Below are 19,871 nucleotides of genomic sequence, written 5' to 3' on the forward strand. Positions count from 1 at the left end.
GCTCCCCCAACCCACAGGGCGCCCCTCCTCCCGTCCGCGAGGACTACGTCCGCGTACGCAGCATCGTCCGCATCGTCCTCATCGCAACCGACAGATTCGCGAGATCGAACGCCTCGGACCCCTGGATCTCCTCCAGAGTCGTCCGCGCCCGAGTGAGAATCGCCGTGTTCTTCTCCTCCCACGCCTTGAACCGCTGCTCAGGCGTGGACCCCCCGTTCCCGACGGCGAGAACATCCGCGGTCAGCGCGGCATGCGCCGCGTACAGGTCCTCACGGATGGACGCCCGGGCCATGGACTGCCACCGGTCCGCACGGGGCAGCTCGATGATGCGGTCCATGAGCTGGGTGACCCGCAGCCGGTCGGCGAGGTCGTAGTAGACCTCGGCGACGTCCATCGGGTCCTTGCCCACCCGGTCCGCCACCGCGACGACGTCGAGCGAGGGGAAGGCGGACGAGAACCCGGCCACCCGCTGGGCGAGCTCGTCGGGCACCCCGGCCCCGGACAGCTCGTCGTAGATCTGCTGGTACCACTCCAGATCCGCGCCCCGCAGCAGCTTGGGCAGCTCGGCCCAGACCCGCGTGACCCCTTCCCGGAAGAAGTCGATCGTCTCGGCGAGCTGCAACGGCTGCGGCCGGTTGTTGAGCAACCACCGCGTCCCCCGCTCGACGAGCCGCCGCGAGTGCAGCCGGATCCGGGTCTGGACACCCGCGTCGACCGTGTTGTCGAGCGCCTCGACGGCGTCCCACACCTCGCTGGAGTTGAAGATCGCACGGGCCGCGGTCTGCGCCCGGACGATCTCCTCCAGGGAGGCCCCGGTCTCCTCGCGGAGCCGGTGCAGGAAGCTCGTACCGCCGGTGTTGACCGTGTCGTTGACCAGCACGGTCGTGACGATCTCGCGCGACAGCGGATGGTTGTCGATCTGCTCGATGAACTGCTCGCGCAACGCGGTCGGGAAGTACGCGTGCAGCAGGCTCCGCAGGTACAGGTCGTCGGGCAGCGACGTGTGCAGCAGCTCGTCGGAGACCGTGATCTTCGTGTACGCGAGGAGGACGGCCGTCTCCGGCGAGGTCAGACCCTGCCCGGTGCCGAGCCGTTCCCGGATCTGCCGGTCGGTCGGCAGGAACTCCAGCGCCCGGTCCAGATGGCCCTCGCGGACCAGGTGGCGCATGAAGCGCTGCTGGGCGTGGAGCATGTCCTTGGACTGGGCGAGCGCGTTGGCCAGGGCCGTGTTCTGCGCGTAGTTGTTGCGCAGGACGAGCGCGCCGACCTCGTCGGTCATCTCGGCGAGCAGCTTGTTGCGCTGCTTGACGGTCATGTCGCCGTCCGCGACCACCGCGTTGAGCAGGATCTTGATGTTCACCTCGTGGTCGGAGGTGTCCACGCCCGCGCTGTTGTCGATGGCGTCGGTGTTGACCTTGCCGCCGGCCTGCGCGAACTCGATGCGGCCGAGCTGGGTGAGGCCGAGGTTGCCGCCCTCGCCGACGACCTTGACCCTCAGGTCGGCGCCGTCCACGCGGATCGCGTCGTTGGCCTTGTCGCCGACGTCCGCGTGCGACTCGGTCGACGCCTTCACGTACGTACCGATGCCGCCGTTCCACAGCAGGTCCACCGGCGCCTTGAGGATCGCCCGCATCAGGTCGGCGGGGGTCATCTTGGCGATGTTGCCCTCGATGCCGAGGGCCTCGCGGATGTGGCTGTTGAGCTGGATGGCCTTGGCCGTACGGGGGAAGATGCCGCCGCCCTGCGACAGCAGCTCCTTGTCGTAGTCGGCCCAGGAGGAGCGCGGCAGCTCGAACAGCCTGCGCCGCTCGGCGTACGACGTCTCCGCGACCGGGTTCGGGTCGATGAAGATGTGCCGGTGGTCGAAGGCGGCGACCACCCGGATGTGCTCGCTCAGCAGCATGCCGTTGCCGAACACGTCACCGGACATGTCACCCACGCCGACGACCGTGAAGTCCTCGGTCTGCGTGTTGACGGCCAGCTCCCGGAAGTGCCGCTTGACGGACTCCCAGGCGCCGCGGGCGGTGATGCCCATCTTCTTGTGGTCGTAGCCGGCCGAGCCGCCGGAGGCGAAGGCGTCCCCGAGCCAGAAGTTGTAGCTCTCCGCGACGCCGTTGGCGATGTCGGAGAACGTGGCGGTGCCCTTGTCGGCGGCGACGACGAGGTAGGTGTCGTCCTCGTCGTGCCGTACGACGTCGGCGGGCGGTACGACCTCGCCGGCCACCATGTTGTCGGTGATGTCGAGCAGCGCCGAGATGAAGGTCTTGTAGCTGCGGATGCCCTCGGCCAGCCAGGCGTCGCGGTCCACGGCCGGGTCCGGCAGCTGCTTGGCGACGAATCCGCCCTTGGCGCCGACGGGCACGATGACGGTGTTCTTGACCATCTGCGCCTTGACCAGGCCGAGGATCTCGGTCCGGAAGTCCTCACGCCGGTCGGACCAGCGCAGCCCGCCTCGCGCGACCTTGCCGAACCTGAGGTGGACGCCCTCGACGCGCGGCGAGTACACCCAGATCTCGTACGCCGGACGCGGCGCCGGCAGGTCCGGGATGGCCTGCGGGTCGAACTTCATGGAGACGTAGGTGTGCGGCTCGCCGCCGCCCGCCTCCTGGAAGAAGTTCGTGCGCAGGGTCGCCTTGATGACGGTGAGGAAGGAGCGGAGGATCCGGTCCTCGTCCAGGCTGGCGACCTGGTCGAGGGCGGCGTCCAGCTCCTCCAGCAGGGCGTCGGTCAGTTCGAGGCCGGCGCGCTGGCGGTCCGGCGACATCCGCGCCTCGAAGAGCGAGACGAGCAGCCGGGTGGTGTGGACGTTGTTGCGGAGGGTGTCCTCCATGTAGTCCTGGCTGAACGTCGAACCGGCCTGCCGCAGGTACTTGGCGTACGCGCGGAGCACCATCGCCTGCCGCCAGTTCAGCCCGGCGCTCAGGACGAGGGAGTTGAAGCCGTCGTTCTCGGCCTGCCCGGTCCAGGTCGCCGAGAAGGCCTCCTGGAACCGCTCGCGGCCGTCGTCACCGAGGTGGTCGCCGTTGCCGCTGCCCGTCTTGGGCAGGCGCAGGCCGAAGTCGTAGATCCACGCGGACGCGCGGTCCGAGCAGCGCAGCTCGTACGGGCGCTCGTCGGTGACTTCGACGCCGAGCCGGGTGAGGACCGGCAGGACGGCGGAGAGCGAGACCGACTCCCCGGTGCGGTAGATCTTGAAACGGCGCTCGCCGGGGGCGGCCCCCACCGGCTCGTACAGGCTGAGCGCGAAGTTCTTGCCGTTGCCGAGCTTCTCCAGGTGGACCAGGTCGGCGACCGCGGTGCGCGGGTTGTGGTCGGCCTTGTAGCCCTCGGGGATGGCGTTGCCGTACCGGCGCAGCAGTTCGGCGGCGCGCTCCTCGCCGCACTCCGCGTTCAGTGCCTCGGCGAAGCCGTCGGCCCAGGAGCGGGCGGCCTCGACGAGCCGCGCCTCGATGCGGTCCTTGTCGGCGTCGCTGAGCTGCGGCAGCTCGGTGCCCTGCGGGACCCGGACCACGAAGTGCAGCCGGGAGAGGATCGACTCGGTGTTCCAGGCGGTGAAGTCGACACTGATGCCGCCGAGCTCCTCCTTCAGGATGTCGATGATCCGCAGGCGTACGCCGGTGGTGTAGCGGTCGCGCGGGAGGTAGACGAGCGCCGAGTAGTAGCGCCCGTACTCGTCCTGCCGCAGGTAGAGCCTGAGGCGCCGCCGCTCCTGGAGGTACAGGACGGAGGTGACGATCGACCGCAGCTCGTCGGGCGGGGTCTGGAAGAGCTCGTCGCGCGGGTACGTCTCCAGGATCTGGAGGAGGTCGCGCCCATCGTGGCTGTTGGGCGAGAAGCCCGCACCCTTGAGGACCTCCTCGACCTTGCGCCGGACGACAGGCACGCGACGGACGGACTCGGTGTACGCGGCGGAGGAGAAGAGACCCAGAAAACGGCGCTCGCCGATGACGTTGCCGTCCTGGTCGAACTTCTTCACGCCGACGTAGTCGAGGTAGGAGGGCCGGTGCACGGTGGCACGGCTGTTGGCCTTGGTGAGGACCAGGAGCTTGTGTTCGCGGGCCTTGGCGCGGGCGTCGGCGGGCAGCCGCTCGAAGGACGGGCTGACCGGGTGGCTCTCGTCGGTCGCGTGGTGCGGGTCGGAGCGCAGGATGCCGAGTCCGGTGCCGGGAACGGCGGCGAGCGAGTCGTCCTCGCGCAGCTCGTACTCGCGGTATCCGAGGAAGGTGAAGTGGTCGTCCGCGAGCCAGCGCAGCAGCTCACGGGCCTCCTCCACCTCCTGGTCGCGCAGGTCGTCGGCGGTCGGCTCGGTGGGCAGCTCGTCGGCGATGCGCAGCGCGGAGTCGCGCATCTTCTCCCAGTCCTCGACGGCCTCACGGGCGTCGGACAGGACGCGGACCAGGTCGGCGGTGATCTGCTTCAGATCGGCGCGGTCGGTCTCGCGGTCGATCTCGACGTGGATCCAGGACTCGACGAAGGCGTCGTGGGGCAGCTCGCCGGTGGGCCGGGTCTTCAGGACCTCGATGAGCTTGCCGGTGAGGTCGCGCCGCACGATGACCTGCGGGTGGATCACGACATGGATCCCGCGCCCCTGCCGGGACAGCTCGTTGGTCACGGAGTCGACGAGGAAGGGCATGTCGTCCGTGACGACCTCGACGACGGAGTGGCTGCAGGTCCAGCCGATCTCCTCGACCGTCGGGGTGTGGACTCTTACGTTGGCCGTGCCCTGAGGTCGGTTCTCGGCCAGCCGGTAGTGCGAGAAGGCGGCTCCGAAGACGTCGTCCGGGTCTCGGTCGGTGAGGTCTTCGGGGGCGGTGTGCAGGTAGTAGCGCTGGAGGAACGCGAGCAGTGTGTCCTGGTCGGGAGCGCTCGCGCCCATCTTCCCGGTCGGCAGGTGAAGATTCCCCCCGACAGGGCTGTTCTCAGCTACCCGGGCGGCCCGTTCGAGCAGCTCGGCCTTGGCTTCGTCCAGCTTGGTCTGCATTGTCCTCTGGCTCCTGTCGCGCGCCGTTGCGTGACGTCGTAGAACGTGAAGTGACGTAGCGCCGCGACGCGGGGTGTCCGGTCTCGTTCGACGCTATGCCGCGATGAGAGATGAGCGGGGCGTTATCGGCCATTCTCGGCCGCTCCGGAGGCTGTGACGCTGCTCTCGGTACACCTGCGCCTGCCGCGTATGCGGTGGTTTCTGCGCTTCCCCGCCCGGGGAGACCAGCGACCGCCCGGTCACGGATGTCGTCCGTGCGTTCCGGGCGCAGGGCAGGGGCAACAAGGCCCCCGCGACGTATCGCGCTGATCACGGCACAAGGCTATCGCTCTCCACGGGGCCCCCGTCATGAGCCGTATGTGTACAAAAGCGGGGTCCCCTTTTTGACACTCTGCACAGTTTCCCTCGCCCCCGGGGCCCTGGGGGCGAAGCCTCAGGCCGCCAGCCGCTCGGCCTCCGCGACAGCCTCCTCCAGACTGTCCACCACGGGCACCCCGACCCCCTCAAGGCTGGCCCGGCTGTGCGACCCACCGGTGTAGAGCACGGCCCGCGCCCCCACGTGCAGCGCCGCGACCGCGTCGTCCGCCGCATCCCCGATCACCACCGTACGAGCGGGCTCCACCCCCGCCAGCGCTCCCACATGCCGGACCATGTGCTCGGCCTTGCTGCCCCCGGACGGCCCGGTCCGCCCGTCCACCCGTATGAAATGGGGCTCGATCCCGAACCCCCGTACCAACGGGACGAGCTCGTCGTGCCCGTACATGCTCAGGATCGACTGACTGCGACCGGCCGACGCCCACTCGGCGAGCAGCCCGGGCACCCCGTCGGTGAGCCCGCAGCCCACCCGGTGCTCGGTGTAGTACCGGTGGAAGGTCACGTCCATGACCTCCCACTCCTCGTCCGTGGGCAGCCGCCCTATCAGCCGCTCGTAGAACTTCGGCACCGGTACGCAGTACAGCTCCCGGTACCGCTCCAGCGTGATCGGTTCCATGCCCAGCTCGGCGAACGCCGCGTTCGTCGCGCCGATGATCGCCGTGTTGTCGTGGAACAGGGTTCCGTTCCAGTCCCAGACAATGTGTGCCGCTCCGTGCATCCCCATACCAAAAAAATACCCGGCCACACTGACAACACATCCGGAGTGCTTCCGCGCGCGCCCCCGGGAGCCGCGACCGGGCGGCCGGGCCCCGTCAGTCGCCCAGCCCCACCAGGTTCGGAATCTCCTGCGTGGCGAACCACAGCAGCTCGTGGTCCTCGGCCCCGTCCACGACGAACTGCGCGTCGTCGTCACCCCGGTCGGCCGCGCCCAGCACGTCCACGGCCGCCGTCACGTCCGCCTCGGCCTCGTCCGAGTCGAGATGCACGGCCGCCGCCTTGGCCAGCGCCACGGCCCCGCCGATCCGCACCTCGCCGAGCGCCGAGGAGTCGAGCCCCCGGTCGGGGTCGGCGACCGCGGCCCCGTCCGGCACGTCCACGGCGACGACGACCCGCCGGCGCGGGGCTCCGGGGTCGAGCGCGACCAGCCGCAGGGAGGCGATCGCGGCCCGGTTCAGCGCCGCGTACTCCAGTTCCTCGATGTCGTCGGACAGGTACCACTCCCGCAGCGCGGGCGTGACGGCGTACGCGACGAAGGGCCCCGACCCCAGCTCACCCGTCTTGTACGCCTCGGCGAGACCGGAGAGGGTCAGGGGGACGTAGACGCGCATGGCTGGCCGCTTTCGTAGTCGGATCGCGTGGTCGATCTCTCCGCCGGAATCGCCGCCGGAATCACCGTCGGGTCTCGCCGTCGGAGGCCTCCAAGAGGGCGGGTTCGCGCCTCGCGGAGGGCCTTCAGGATACGTGCGGGCGTCCCCTTTCGAGTCCCGGCCGCCCCTCCGCAGGCGTCCACCGCGGGCCTCGCACATCACCCGGTACACCCCGGCCCCGCCAAGCCTCCCGCCCCGCCCCGTCACCCTGATAGGTGAAGATTCCGGCACCCCCGACGCGCGCCCACCGTCCTTGCAGCCACCCGCTCCGGCCTCGTACAAGATCCCCAACGGAAAGTTACCGACCGGTATCCAGTCGGTCCGACGGAATGGGGCTCCCGCTGTGAACAAGGTGATGACCAGGACGAAGCGCACCACGGGCGCCCCGGGCACCCGCCCGCCCGTACGCCACGACACGCGCCGCCCGGGCGGCGGCTCACCCCGTACGACCCCGGGCGGAGGCACACCGCGTACGAGGCGGGCGGTCACCGCCCCGAGCGCTGCCACCACCCGGAGCACTGCCACCACCCCGGGCACCACCCCGATCTCCGTCCCGACCACCTCGCCGGTCCCGTCCGGAGCCCCGCCCCGGAGGAGCCCCACAGCCCCCGCTGAGAGCCTTCCGGGTGTACCCCGGCAGCCTCGCCCCACCGACCTGTTCGCCGACCGCCTCGTGGCCGTTCTGAGTGGTCAGCGCCCCGTCCACTGCATGCTCCGGCACACCGCGGGACGCGCGTACGACGAACTGGCCTGGCTCGCCGAACGCGGCCCCCTCCGCGCCCGCGGCACCCGCCCCGTAGTCCGCGACATCGGCTACTACGTACCGCGCCCGGGCGCCGTCGAGGCCTTCGCCCGCATCGGCGCGGGCGACCAGCTCCGCGCCATGGCATTCCGCCTGGAACAGGGCCCCGACCTCCGCTGGCGCTGCACAGCAGTAGAACTGGGCGGCGCCCGCATGCCCCACACGAACGAGGACTGACCAGCGCACCGAGCCCCGTAAGGGGCGCGGGGAACTGCGCGAGCAACCCAAGCCACGCCGCACCCACTGCACACCGCAACGCCGACCCACCTCAGGGGCGCGGGGAACTGCGCAACCAGCCCCCTCCGACCCGCAGCCAACAACCCCCGTGCCGCGAGCCAACCCAACATGAAGGGCCGGGCACCAAAAGATGCCCGGCCCTTCAACTGCCCACCCCGCGGAGCGAACCGTCACTTCTTGCGGCGACGCCCGCCCTTCTGCTGCTTGCGCCGCTCCGCGCGCGTAAGCCCGTCCGACTCCGACCGCACCGGCTCGTCGTCGTTGGTGAAGTCGCCCTCGACGATGCCGCCCTCACCGTCCACGGTGGGCGCGGAGAAGTGCAGCCGGTCCGGCCGCTGCGGGGTGTCGAGCCCCTTGGCGCGGATCTCCGGACGGGAGGAACCCGCCGGAACCGCGTCCCCCTTGGAGAGCGACGGCTTCGCGTCCTCGACCGGAACCTCCTCGACCTGCTGCTCGACCTGGACCTCCAGGTTGAACAGGTAGCCGACGGACTCCTCCTTGATGCCGTCCATCATGGCGGTGAACATGTCGAAGCCCTCGCGCTGGTACTCGACCAGCGGGTCCTTCTGGGCCATCGCGCGCAGGCCGATGCCCTCCTGGAGGTAGTCCATCTCGTAGAGGTGCTCGCGCCACTTGCGGTCCAGGACCGACAGCACGACCCGGCGCTCCAGCTCACGCATGATCTCGGAGCCGAGCTGCTCCTCGCGGGCCGAGTACTGCTCGTAGATGTCGTCCTTGATGGACTCGGAGATGAACTCGGCGGTCAGACCGGCACGGTCGCCGGCCGCCTCCTCCAGCTCCTCGACGGTGACCTTCACCGGGTAGAGCTGCTTGAAGGCGCCCCACAGCCGGTCGACGTCCCATTCCTCGGCGAAGCCCTCGGCGGTCTCCGCGTCGATGTACGCGTCGATCGTGTCGTTCATGAAGTGCTGGATCTGCTCCTGCAGGTCCTCGCCCTCCAGGACGCGACGACGCTCGCCGTAGATGACCTCGCGCTGCCGGTTGAGGACCTCGTCGTACTTGAGGACGTTCTTGCGGGTCTCGAAGTTCTGCGTCTCGACCTGCGACTGGGCGGAGGCGATGGCGCGGGTGACCATCTTGTTCTCGATCGGCACGTCGTCCGGGACGTTCGCCATCGACATGACGCGCTCGACCATCTGGGCCTTGAAGAGGCGCATCAGGTCGTCGCCCAGGGAGAGGTAGAAGCGGGACTCGCCCGGGTCGCCCTGACGGCCGGAGCGGCCGCGCAGCTGGTTGTCGATACGGCGGGACTCGTGCCGCTCGGTGCCGAGGACGTAGAGCCCGCCGAGGTCCTTGACCTCTTCGAACTCGGCCTGCACGGCCTTCTCGGCCCGCTCCAGGGCGGCGGGCAGCGCGGCGGCCCACTCCTCGATGTGCTCCTCGGGGTCGAGGCCGCGCTGGCGCAGCTCGGCCTCGGCGAGGTCGTCCGGGTTGCCGCCGAGCTTGATGTCCGTGCCACGGCCGGCCATGTTCGTGGCGACGGTGACGGCACCCTTGCGGCCGGCCTGGGCGATGATTGGGGCCTCGCGGTCGTGCTGCTTGGCGTTCAGCACCTCGTGCTGGATGCCTCGCTTGGAGAGCTGCTGCGAGAGGTACTCGGACTTCTCGACCGACGTCGTACCGACGAGGATCGGCTGGCCCTTCTCGTGCTTCTCGGCAATGTCGTCGACGACGGCCTCGAACTTCGCTACCTCGGTGCGGTAGATCAGGTCGGACATGTCCTTGCGGACCATCGGCCGGTTGGTCGGGATCGGGACGACGCCGAGCTTGTAGATCTGGTGGAACTCGGCGGCCTCGGTCATCGCCGTACCGGTCATGCCGGAGAGACCGGGGACTTCCTTGCCGTTGTGGTCGTGGCGCTTGTAGAGGCGGAAGAAGTTCTGCAGGGTGATCGTGGCGAGCGTCTGGTTCTCGTCCTTGATGTCCACCCCTTCCTTCGCCTCGATCGCCTGGTGCATGCCCTCGTTGTAGCGGCGGCCGGCGAGGATACGGCCGGTGTGCTCGTCGACGATCATGACTTCGCCGTCGAGGACGACGTAGTCCTTGTCCTTCTTGAAGAGCTCCTTGGCCTTGATGGCGTTGTTCAGGTAGCCCACCAGAGGCGTGTTCACCGACTCGTAGAGGTTGTCGATGCCCAGCCAGTCCTCGACCTTGGCGACGCCGGGCTCGTGGATGGCGACGGTGCGCTTCTTCTCGTCGACCTCGTAGTCGCCGGTCTCCTCGATGCCCTTGAGGGTGTTGCCCGCCTCGCCCTTCTTCAGGCGCGTGACGAGCTTCGCGAAGTCGCCGTACCACTTGGTGGCCTGGTCGGCGGGGCCGGAGATGATCAGCGGCGTACGGGCCTCGTCGACGAGGATCGAGTCGACCTCGTCGACCACCGCGAAGTTGTGGCCGCGCTGCACCAGTTCGTCCTGCGACCACGCCATGTTGTCGCGCAGGTAGTCGAAGCCGAACTCGTTGTTCGTGCCGTACGTGATGTCGCACGCGTACTGCTCGCGACGCTGGGCCGGCGTCATGTTGGCCAGGATGCAGCCGACGCTCAGGCCCAGGAACTTGTGGACACGGCCCATCATCTCGGAGTCGCGCTCGGCCAGGTAGTCGTTGACCGTGATGAGGTGAACGCCGTCTCCGGAGAGGGCGTTCAGATACGTGGGCAGCGTGCCGACCAGGGTCTTGCCCTCACCGGTCTTCATCTCGGCGACATAGCCGAGGTGGAGCGCTGCGCCGCCCATGATCTGCACGTCGTAGGGACGCTGGCCGAGGGCGCGCTTGGCGGCCTCACGGACGGTCGCGAACGCCTCGGGCAGCAGGTCGTCGAGGCTCTCGCCGTCGGCGTACCGCTGCTTGTACTCATCGGTCAGGGCTCGCAGCTCGGCGTCGGAGAGGTCAACGAAGTCCTCTTCGATGGAGTTGACCTGGTCCGCGATGCGGTGCAGCTTGCGCAGGATCTTTCCTTCGCCTGCACGCATGATCTTCGAGAGGACGGACACGGGGGTTTGTCTCCTTGCCGGTCGGGCCTGGGACGGTCGGTTTCAATGACGGTTTCAAATCACAGCTTGAGCAACGGCCATCGTAAGCGAGGACCCCACCGCGCCGGGAGGTCTGCATGTGACAGCCATTAAGACAACGGGCGGAGGATGCGGAAGGTGCCGCGCAAGCGCTACGAAAGGTAACCGCCGCCTCACACAGGGCTAAAGTGATGGCTTCCTCACCGAAGCCCGAGCAGAATCGGCCGATGGACCCCGTCACACTGACCTCCGAACGGCTCCTGCTGCGCACGGTGGGACCGCACGACACCGACGCCGTGTACGACGCCGTCCAGGATCCTGACATCCAGCGCTGGACCACGATCCCGTCGCCCTATCTGCCCGAGCACGCCACGGCCTTCACCGAGCAGATGGTGCCCGACGGCTGGGTGGACTGCTCGATGTTCACCTTCGGTGTCTTCCTGCCCGTCGGCGGTGAACTCGCCGGCATGCTCGCCATCACGATGCGTTCCCTGGGGGTCGGCGAGATCGGTTTCTGGGCGACGAAGGAACACCGGGGCAACGGCTACATCACCGAGGCCGCCCTCACCGCCTCCCGCTGGGCGTTCACCCAGCTGGCGATCGACCGTGTCGAGTGGCGGGCCGAGGTCGGCAACACGGGCTCCCGCGCGGTCGCCGAACGCGCCGGCTTCACCATCGAGGGCACCCTTCGTTCCGGCATCAACAACAAGGGCGTACGCCGCGACTGCTGGATCGGATCCCTGCTCCCGTCGGACCTTGGCCTGCCGTCGACAGCGCCCTACCTGCCCACGCCACGACAGGGCTGAACTCCCGGCGCCCGCCCGTCCTTCGGCCGTCTCCACCGCCTGCCCACGGGCCGTTTTCGCAGCTCAGGACCCATTGTCAGTGGCATCGCATATCGTGCGGACCATGACGAGTCTGCCGCGCCCCACCGCCGAACTCACCGCCGACGAGGCCCGCCGAATCGCCCTGCGCGCCCAGGGTTTCCTGGGCGCCCCCGACCGCCGGGGCGGCGTCCGAGGCGTACTGCGGCACCTCGGCGCGGTCCAGCTCGACACAATCTCCGTCCTGGCCCGCTCCCACGAACTCATCCCGTACGCCCGCCTCGGCGCGGTCGGCCGCAAGACGGTGGACGGGGCCTACTGGACGCCCGCGTCCGACGGCACGGCTCCGCCGAGCCCCCACGCCTTCGAGTACTGGTCGCACGCCGCCTGCATCCTCCCCGTCGAGGAGTGGCCGCACTTCGCGTTCCGCCGCCGCGCCTACCGCGCCCGCCCGCACTGGAACCACGACCTGCCGGACGGCACGTACGAGCAGGTCATCAAGCAGCTGAGGACCGAAGGCCCGCTCACGGCCACCGACTTGGGCGGCGCGAAGAAGACCAGCGAGTGGTGGGACTGGTCGGGCACGAAGGTCGCCGTCGAGCGCGCGCTGATGTACGGCGAGGTGGTGTGCACGGAGCGCAGAGGCTGGAAGCGGGTGTACGACCTGGCCGAGCGAGCCATCCCGGGCGACCTGCTCCACGACGAGCTGGACGACGCGGAGTGCCTGCGCCGTCTGGTCCGGCTCGCGGGCCAGTCCCTGGGCGTCGGCACCCGCGCGGACATCGCCGACTACCACCGCCTCAAGGGCGAGCAGGTCGACGCGGTGCTCGCGGACTCCGGTCTGGTCCCGGTCGCAGTGGAGGGCTGGTCCAAGCCCGCCTGGGCGGATCCCGCGGCCCTGGAGACGCCCCCGCGGGGCCGCCACCGCACCACGCTCCTGTCGCCGTTCGACTCCCTGGTCTGGGAGCGGGCCCGCACGGAGCGCATCTTCGGCTTCACCCACCGCCTGGAGGCCTACGTCCCCAAGCCGAAGCGGGTCTACGGCTACTTCGCCATGCCGGTCCTCGCCGGCGGCCATCTGGTCGGCCGCGTCGACCCGGCCCGCGAGGGCGCCACCCTGGTCGCCAAGCAGGTCACCCTCGACAGCCCCAAGGCCGTACCGGCGGTGGCCCAGGCCCTCCTGGAGGCAGCCACCTGGGTCGACTGCACGAACATCCGGGTGGAGCGAGCGAACACCCCGGCCCTGCGAGAGGCCCTGACTACGGAACTGAGCCGAACGCTGGGCTAGGGAACCCCGGGCCCCGCGACGCTGCCGCTGCCGCTGCCGCTGTCAACGAATCTCAAGAATCTTCTCCCGCATCGCATACACCACGGCCTCCATCCTGGAGTGCAACTGCAGCTTCTCCAGAATGTTCCGCACGTGGTTCTTCACGGTGTTCTCGGAGATGAACAACTCCTTGGCGATATCCCGGTTGTTCATCCCGGTCGCCACGAGCTTGAGAACCTCCAGCTCACGCTCGGTGAGCCGAGGCGCCGGCACCAGCCGCCGCTCGTCCGTGCGCTGGATCATCGACTTGAACTCGGTGAGCAGTTTCGACGCCATCGACGGACTGATCTGCGACTGCCCGTCCGCAACGGCGCGAATGGCCGTGGCCACTTCGTCGGTGGAGATCTCCTTGAGGAGATATCCGGTGGCCCCCGCCTTGATCGCGTCGTAGAGGTCGGCCTCCTCGTCGCTGATCGTCAGCATGATGATCTTCGCGCTGGGCGCGACCTCCTTGATGGAGGTGCACGCCTCGATGCCGCCGCGCTTGGGCATCCGTACGTCCATCAGCACGATGTCCGGCAGCAGATCGGCGGCCTTGTCGACCGCCTCCGCGCCGTCACCCGCTTCCCCGACGACCTGGATGTCCTCCTCGGCGGCGAGCACGATCTCCAGGCCGCGTCGGAAGAGGGCATGGTCATCCACGACAAGGACCCTGATGGGTTCCTTGCGCGGGGACCCCGCGTCCGGGCCCATGCCGACGACGCCGTCGTCGGCATCTTCGTCACGCATCGGTCCGAAGCTGTCCGCCATGGTTCCTCCCCCTGAAGGCCGTGGCCTGTGTTTCTTGTGCCATCGCCAACCCGAGGCAACGGCCCACCGGTTGGGCCGGTACGGCCATGATTTCATGCCCGGGCGACAACGGGACGACAGAGCGGGGCACGAAGGGGTCGCACACCGGTGCCCCTGGGGGCGCACGGGCACTCCAGGGGCACCACTGGGGCTCCCGGCCGAAGGCCGGGGGAGCTCACCGGGCGAGGTCAGCCGCCCAGCGCCCCGCCTGCCGGGGCCTGCTGCGCCTTGGCGACCATCGGGTCCGTGCTGAGGTGGATGACGCCGTAGTCGTACGCGTGCCGCCGGTAGACGACACTCGGTTCCTTGGTCTCGGAGTCGACGAACAGATAGAAGTCGTGCCCGACCAGCTCCATCTCGTAGAGCGCCTGGTCGAGCGTCATCGGGGACGCGACGTGGGTCTTCTCGCGGACGACGAGGGGGCCGTCACCCTTCACCTCGAGCGAGCCGATCTTCTTGGTCGGCACCGCCTGGGGCTCTTCCTCGTGGACCACACTGCCGTTCCCGTTGAGCGTGGCCGCGTCCGGGACGTGGTCGGCGACCTCGGCTGCCGAGATCCTGCGGGCGCCACGGCGCGTGTAGCGCTTGTCGTGCTGCTTGCGCAGCCGTGCTTCCAGCTTGTCTGCCGCCAGGTCCAGCGCCGCGTACGGATCGCTTGCCGCTGCCTCCGCCCGGATCACCGGACCGCGGGAGTGAAGCGTGATCTCCACTCGGTCGGAGCGGTCGGCCTGTCGGGGGTTGGGCTCCTTGGACACCTCGACGTCGAGGCTGATCACCTTGCCGTCGAGCTTCTGGATCTTCTCCAGCTTCAGCTTCTCGGCCACGTGCTTGCGGAACCGCTCGGGCACCTCGGTCTTGCGGCCCTTGACGACGATGTCCACGCAGAACTCCGTTCCCGGATCACTCCGCATCGACGGCGGAGCATCTCCCTTTTGCACCAGGCTCCAGCGACTCGCGGAGCCTCGGACTCGGTGACTTCCACCTCCTCCTCCCCCGCGGGCAAGATCTCCACCCACTGTCGCGGGTGATTGCAGAAAACCCACGGCACGGCATTCCGATATGCGAGGGACGGCGTCCGCCATTCCCTCACAACCGAACATATCTCGCCTGGACGGATGGCGTCACCCTCTACTGCGACGTACCTCCATTCAGGTGAATAGAACCTCTCACTACCTGCAACGACGCAACTTCTTCGTCAGTTCCGGTTTATTTCGAAAGATGCCGGAGTCGCCGCGACCACAGCCGCTGCGAGCATGCCTTCGGCGCCGTTCGTACCTCTCATTTCTCTGACCGCTTCTGGTCGGCCTACACCTGTCGCCGTCGCTTGAGACATCCCTTCCCCTGTCACTTTGGGTGTTACTCGGCCGTAAGGACCGGTTCTCGCCACCAGAACGGCCCTCAAAGCCCGTGCCGCCTCCGCCAGGGACGCGCCCGTGGTCATCAGGTCGTCGACGATCACGACCCGTCCACCACCGGCCAACAGCCGCGCTCCTCCCGCGGGCACCTCCAGGGCGCCGGCGAGATTGTCCAGCCGCTGCCGGGAGTTGAGCCCCGACTGGTCGGCCACGGCACGCCACTGCCGCAGTACGGCGACTACCCGGGCAGGTGTCCCCGTACGCCGCAGCTCACCCGCCGCGGCGAGCGCGATCCGCCGTGCCGGGTCGTGCCCCCGCGCCCGGACCGCCCAGGGCGCGGACGGCACGGGAACGAGCGACACTGGAGTCCTGGAGCCACCCACTCCGACGGGTCCACCGGGTCCACCAGTCACGAACCCCGCAGCCCCAGCCCCGCTCCCGCAGCCCGTCGCGAGCCCCACCCGTACGGCCCCCGCCAGCGCCGCTCCCAGAGGCCCCGCGAGCATCAGCGCACCCCGTTCCTTGTGGGCGAGGAGCACCGCGCGCACCTCGTCCTCGTACGGAGCCGCCGCGTGCACCACCGGCAGCCCCGGTGGTTCCGGCTCCGGTCGCACCCGGCTCGGTACGGCCCCCGTCAGGGCGGCACGGCACTCCGGGCAGAGCACCGTGCGAGGCGTCCCGCAGCCTCCGCACTCGGCCGGCAGCACCAGGTCGGTGAGGTCCTGCCACCACCCCCGCATGTCCACCACTGTGCCAACGCCCGAGCTCCCCTGCCACCCCTGTGGACAACTCCCTGTGGACAACTCCGGGCAACCACAGGACCGTTGTCACCCACACGAGGGAGGCACTCAGACAGCGAAGGAAGGTCGGCCAGGCCGGACAAGGCCAGGGCTCACCCCGGGTAAACCGGTGCCATCCCCGTCTTGACCACCGTCTGCCACTGGGCCCCGGACGAGAGCCGCACGATCCCGTCCTCCGAGTGGGCCACCAGAGGCAGCCGTTCGTCCTCAGAGGCGGCGATCTCCTTCACGCCGGTGAGCGCGGCGGGTGCCGGGCCGACCGGTGTGGAGCCGTCGACCTGGACGTACTGGATCTGCTGCACGACCCGGGCCTCGCGCCCGACCACGACCAGACGGCTGTCGCCGGCCCAGGACATGGCGGTGACCTCCTCCAGCTGCGGCGCCACGGACCGCAGCTCGTGGATGGAGACGGACGGCTTCCCGTCCGATCCGTTCTGCCGCTCGATCCGCCCCATGAGCAGGGTCGTCCTGTCGCCCTTCCGCACGATCAGCGCGATCCGCACCCCGTCGGCGGCCACCCGCACCGCCTCGATCCGCCCGTCCAGGCTGGGCGTCGTGACCACCAGAGGCTCACCCGCGCCCTTCGCGAGCAGCAGCAGCTTGGAGCTCTTCGGGTCGCGGTCGGCCACCCACAGGTCCCCGCTCGCGTCCCAACTGGGCGTCGTCAGCCCGTCGTCCTCCGACTTGGCCTTGCTGCGCAGCACGGGCTCCCCGAGCGAACCGCCCGACGCGAGCGACCCGACGTACAGCGAGCGTCCGTCGAGCGACACCCCGGCGGCGGTGTCCTCGTCCCGCGAGACCGCGGCCGCCCGCAGCGCCTTGTCGCCGTCGCCGAGCGCACCCGGCACCGGCTCGGGCTCCTGTTCGCTGCCCGTGCTCGCTATCCGGACGAGCCGCTTCTCACCGTCGATGAAGTACTCGTACTCGGCACGCTTCGCCGGCCCGTGGGCGACGTAGATCTCGGCCTTGCTCGCTCTGAGCGCACACGACTGCGTGCCGTCCGAACGCTGCAGCACCACCTCCTCGAGGCCCGTGGGCGTCAGGTCCTCGAGGGTGAACAGGAGTTGGGCCGCCATCTCCGTGCACACGGACTGGCCGATCCGGTCGGCCTTGTCGTTCAGCGGCACCGTCAGCCGGTTCTGGTCGTCGGGCGAGAGTGTCTTGACGCCCTTCTTCAACGCCGTACCGGTGGGGAAGCTGGACCTGACGACCGGCTTGAGCCAGCTCGTCGGCCCCTTCAGGAGCGAGCGGACCATCTGCGTCACCGGGTCCACCTGCTCACGCACGTAGACGGGGTCGGCGACCGCCCCGAGCTGATCGTCCGTCCTGCCCGACGTGTTCGACGCGAAGTAGTACTTGTTGACGGACAGGTAGTTGCGCTGGAAGTCGGACTTCCCCATCACGAGGCCCTGCGGCAGCTCGTCGATGCGCCACTGCCTGCTGCCGTCCTTCTCCTTGTACTTCGCGAGGTGCACGAGCTCGTTGTACGTGCCCGCGGCGGGTTCGTACGCGAACTGCGAGTCCACCTTGGCGACCCTGGTGCCGGTCAGCGAGTAGACGTAGTCGCCGGTCGCCTCCCGGCTGCCGCTGTGCTCCGCCGCGGTGTTCGGCCCGTCCGCGAGCACCGTCGTCGACTGGTTCGGACGCCAGTCCTTGGACGCCTCGCCCGTCAGGTACTTGCGTGCGGTCTCGAACCCGGGATCGTCGCTGGTCAGCGCCTCCAGGAAGCCCTGCACGATCTCCTCGGGCTGCGCGTTCTCCCGGGGCGGCATGGCGAAGACCCGGACCTGCGGGTCCGGCCGCTGCGAGGCCTCGACGCCGCGCAGATCCCCGCCGTCCGGCATCGAGGCGCACCCGGTCAGCAGTACGGCCCCGCAGACGCCGTACGTCATCAGACGCACCGGACGCCGACGGCCGCCCCGATCGCGGTCAGCGCCCACGTGATTCCTCCCCCTGCTTCAACTGTTCCGGCCTCTCACCGGTTCCCCGGCCGTCCTCGGACGGGGCGTCCTCCGCCGCCTCGGGGCTCTGGCCGCGCGTTTCCGCGGTGGGCCGCGGCACCACGCGCGCGCCGTTGCCGGGCAGCGCCGCCGGGTCCACCGCACCCGTCACCCGGGGGGCGATCATCGGCGGCGGCCCGGTGCGCTCGCTGACGGGCTGCGCGGGCACGGTGGCCAGCTTCTGCGTGCCGCCGAGGGGCAGCCCCGCGTCGTTCAGCCCCCGGTTGCGCCGCGAGTCCTTGGGCTCCAGGGGTATCGGCGAGCCCCGCAGCGGCTCGTCCGCGGTCCGCGGCAGTGTCAGCCGGAACTGCGAGCCGCCGCCCGGCTCGCCCCAGGCCTGCAGCCAGCCGCCGTGCAGCCGCGCGTCCTCCAGGGCGATGGACAGGCCCAGGCCCGTACCGCCGGTCGTACGCGCGCGTGCCGGGTCGGCCCGCCAGAAGCGGCTGAACACCCGGGTCGCCTCGCCGGGCTTGAGCCCCACTCCGTAGTCGCGCACCGCGACCGCGACCGCTCCGCCCGCCGCGGCGAGTTTGACCACGACGTCCTTGCCCTCGCCGTGCTCCACGGCGTTGACGACGAGGTTGCGCAGCACCCGCTCCACGCGCCGGGCGTCCGCCTCGGCGACCACCGGCTGCTGGTCCCCGACGACCTGTATGTGGGTGCCCTTGCGGTCGGCGAGCGGCTCGGCCCCGCTGACGACCCTGCGTACGACCTCCCGCAGGTCTATCGGCTCGGCCTCCAGGGCCGCCGCGCCCGCGTCGAAGCGGCTGATCTCCAGCAGGTCCGCGAGCAGCGTCTCGAACCGGTCCAGCTGGTCGGCGAGCAGCTCGGCCGACCGCGCGGTCATCGGATCGAAGTCCACGCGCGCGTCGTGGATGACATCGGCCGCCATCCGGACCGTCGTCAGCGGCGTGCGCAGCTCGTGCGACACGTCGGAGACGAACCGCCGCTGCATCCGCGACAGGTCCTCCAGCTGCTGGATCTTCAGCTGCAGGTTCTGCGCCATCTTGTTGAAGGCCTCGCCGAGCCGCGCGATGTCGTCCTCGCCGGTGACCTTCATACGTTCCTGGAGGCGCCCCGCGGACAGCCGCTCCGCGATCCCGGCGGCCATCCGTACGGGCGTGACGACCTGGCGCACCACGAGCCAGGCGATCGCCCCGAGCAGCACCACCACGAACAGCCCGGCCGTCGCGAGCGTCCCCTTGACGAGGCTGAGCGACTTCTCCTCCTGCGTGAGCGGGAAGAGGTAGTACAGCTGGTACGGGGTGTTCTTGGGGTCGTTGAGCTGGGTGCCGATGATCAGCGCCGGCTGGGACGCCTGGCCGTTGGTGTAGAAGACGCGGGTGTAGCTCTGGGCCGCGCCCGCGCCCTCGTCGACCCGGTCGCGCAGGTCCTCGGGCACGCTGAGGCTCCAGTCGACGAAGCCCGACGCACGCGGTCCGAGGCCCCTGCTGTCGTTGTCGGCGGAGGCGGTGCTGAGGGTCACGACGCTGAAGGCGCCCTGGCCGCCGCTGGACAGCGACTCCACGAGAGCGCTCATCCAGCCGCTCACGTTCTGCACGGGGTTGTCGTCCGGGCCCGGGCCGTCGTCCGCGCCCGCCGCACTGTCGGCCTCCTGCTTGGCGACCGTGAACCCGCCCGTGGCCTGGCTCTGCGAGGCCTTCACCTTGGCGTCCAGCAGGCCGTTGCGCACCTGCCCGATCACGACGAAGCCCAGCAGCAGGACGACGCCCAGCGACATCAGCAGGGTCGTGACGACGACCTTGAGCTGGATGTTGCGCCGCCACAGCCGCATGACGGGCAGCAGCGGACGGCGCACCCAGCGCATGAACAGCCGAAGGACCGGGCTGCCCTGGACTCCGCCCTGCAGCAGCCCGCCCTCGGTGAACTGTCCCCAGCGGGAGCCCGTCGTCCTCCGGCCGACAGGCCGCCCCGCGCGGGTCCCCGGCTGGCCGGGCGCCGAAGCGGCACTGTCCCGGGACATG

Annotated in this window: 12 protein-coding genes; 3 read left to right on the top strand and 9 right to left on the bottom strand. The window is 69.6% G+C overall.

All coding sequences use genetic code 11. The features are described 5' to 3' along the window. Nucleotides 1-43: 43 nt before the first annotated feature. The 3 genes from ACN20J_RS19985 to ACN20J_RS19995 form a co-directional block, all read right to left on the bottom strand. The gene (locus ACN20J_RS19985; RefSeq protein WP_419666460.1) at nucleotides 44-4,981 is read right to left on the bottom strand and encodes an NAD-glutamate dehydrogenase; all 4,938 of its coding nucleotides are present in this window, start codon (nucleotides 4,979-4,981) and stop codon (nucleotides 44-46) included. A 433-nt stretch (nucleotides 4,982-5,414) separates the two neighbouring features. Continuing rightward, nucleotides 5,415-6,080 carry an HAD family hydrolase gene (locus tag ACN20J_RS19990; RefSeq protein WP_189843503.1) on the bottom strand — a complete coding sequence of 222 codons (666 nt, stop codon included), beginning with the start codon at nucleotides 6,078-6,080 and terminating at the stop codon, nucleotides 5,415-5,417. Nucleotides 6,081-6,168: 88 nt separating this feature from the next. After that, nucleotides 6,169-6,684, bottom strand: a complete 516-nt coding sequence (locus ACN20J_RS19995; protein WP_189843504.1) for a DUF6912 family protein — start codon at nucleotides 6,682-6,684, stop codon at nucleotides 6,169-6,171. A 382-nt stretch (nucleotides 6,685-7,066) separates the two neighbouring features. Between ACN20J_RS19995 and ACN20J_RS20000 the strand changes: the two genes are divergently transcribed. After that, entirely contained in the window at nucleotides 7,067-7,702 is a 636-nt protein-coding gene (locus ACN20J_RS20000; protein ID WP_362001267.1) for an Rv3235 family protein, read from the top strand. Nucleotides 7,703-7,932: 230 nt separating this feature from the next. Here the strand turns inward: ACN20J_RS20000 and secA are convergent, their stop codons facing one another. After that, complete coding sequence (gene secA, locus ACN20J_RS20005; protein ID WP_362001269.1) at nucleotides 7,933-10,773, bottom strand: preprotein translocase subunit SecA; 2,841 nt, start codon at nucleotides 10,771-10,773, stop codon at nucleotides 7,933-7,935. A gap of 245 nt (nucleotides 10,774-11,018) precedes the next feature. On the opposite strand from secA, the gene ACN20J_RS20010 reads away from it, so the two are divergent. Beyond that, nucleotides 11,019-11,597, top strand: coding sequence for a GNAT family N-acetyltransferase (locus ACN20J_RS20010; RefSeq protein WP_189843507.1), 579 nt, complete (start codon nucleotides 11,019-11,021; stop codon nucleotides 11,595-11,597). 103 nt (nucleotides 11,598-11,700) lie between these two features. After that, complete coding sequence (locus tag ACN20J_RS20015; protein WP_190227681.1) at nucleotides 11,701-12,903, top strand: winged helix-turn-helix domain-containing protein; 1,203 nt, start codon at nucleotides 11,701-11,703, stop codon at nucleotides 12,901-12,903. A 42-nt stretch (nucleotides 12,904-12,945) separates the two neighbouring features. Here the strand turns inward: ACN20J_RS20015 and ACN20J_RS20020 are convergent, their stop codons facing one another. The 5 genes from ACN20J_RS20020 to mtrB all read right to left on the bottom strand — a co-directional run bounded on the left by ACN20J_RS20020 (nucleotide 12,946) and on the right by mtrB (nucleotide 19,870). Then, a complete protein-coding gene (locus tag ACN20J_RS20020) occupies nucleotides 12,946-13,692 on the bottom strand; it encodes a response regulator (RefSeq protein ID WP_055617175.1) in 747 nt (248 codons plus the stop codon). Between the two features lie 227 nt (nucleotides 13,693-13,919). Continuing rightward, nucleotides 13,920-14,612 (bottom strand): ribosome hibernation-promoting factor, HPF/YfiA family, encoded by a 693-nt coding sequence (hpf, locus tag ACN20J_RS20025; protein WP_372505611.1) that lies wholly within the window; start codon nucleotides 14,610-14,612, stop codon nucleotides 13,920-13,922. Nucleotides 14,613-14,926: 314 nt separating this feature from the next. Further along, nucleotides 14,927-15,826 (bottom strand): ComF family protein, encoded by a 900-nt coding sequence (locus ACN20J_RS20030; protein WP_419666461.1) that lies wholly within the window; start codon nucleotides 15,824-15,826, stop codon nucleotides 14,927-14,929. Nucleotides 15,827-15,978: 152 nt separating this feature from the next. Next, nucleotides 15,979-17,826, bottom strand: a complete 1,848-nt coding sequence (locus ACN20J_RS20035; protein ID WP_189843511.1) for an LpqB family beta-propeller domain-containing protein — start codon at nucleotides 17,824-17,826, stop codon at nucleotides 15,979-15,981. Then, nucleotides 17,816-19,870, bottom strand: coding sequence for an MtrAB system histidine kinase MtrB (gene mtrB / locus ACN20J_RS20040; RefSeq protein ID WP_362001273.1), 2,055 nt, complete (start codon nucleotides 19,868-19,870; stop codon nucleotides 17,816-17,818). The genes ACN20J_RS20035 and mtrB overlap by 11 nt, the downstream gene beginning before the upstream one ends. Between the last annotated feature and the right edge of the window lies 1 nt (nucleotide 19,871).

Origin of the sequence: Streptomyces sp. 2-1, assembly GCF_048564895.1 — a bacterium.
Classification (GTDB): Bacteria; Actinomycetota; Actinomycetes; order Streptomycetales; family Streptomycetaceae; genus Streptomyces; species Streptomyces phaeochromogenes.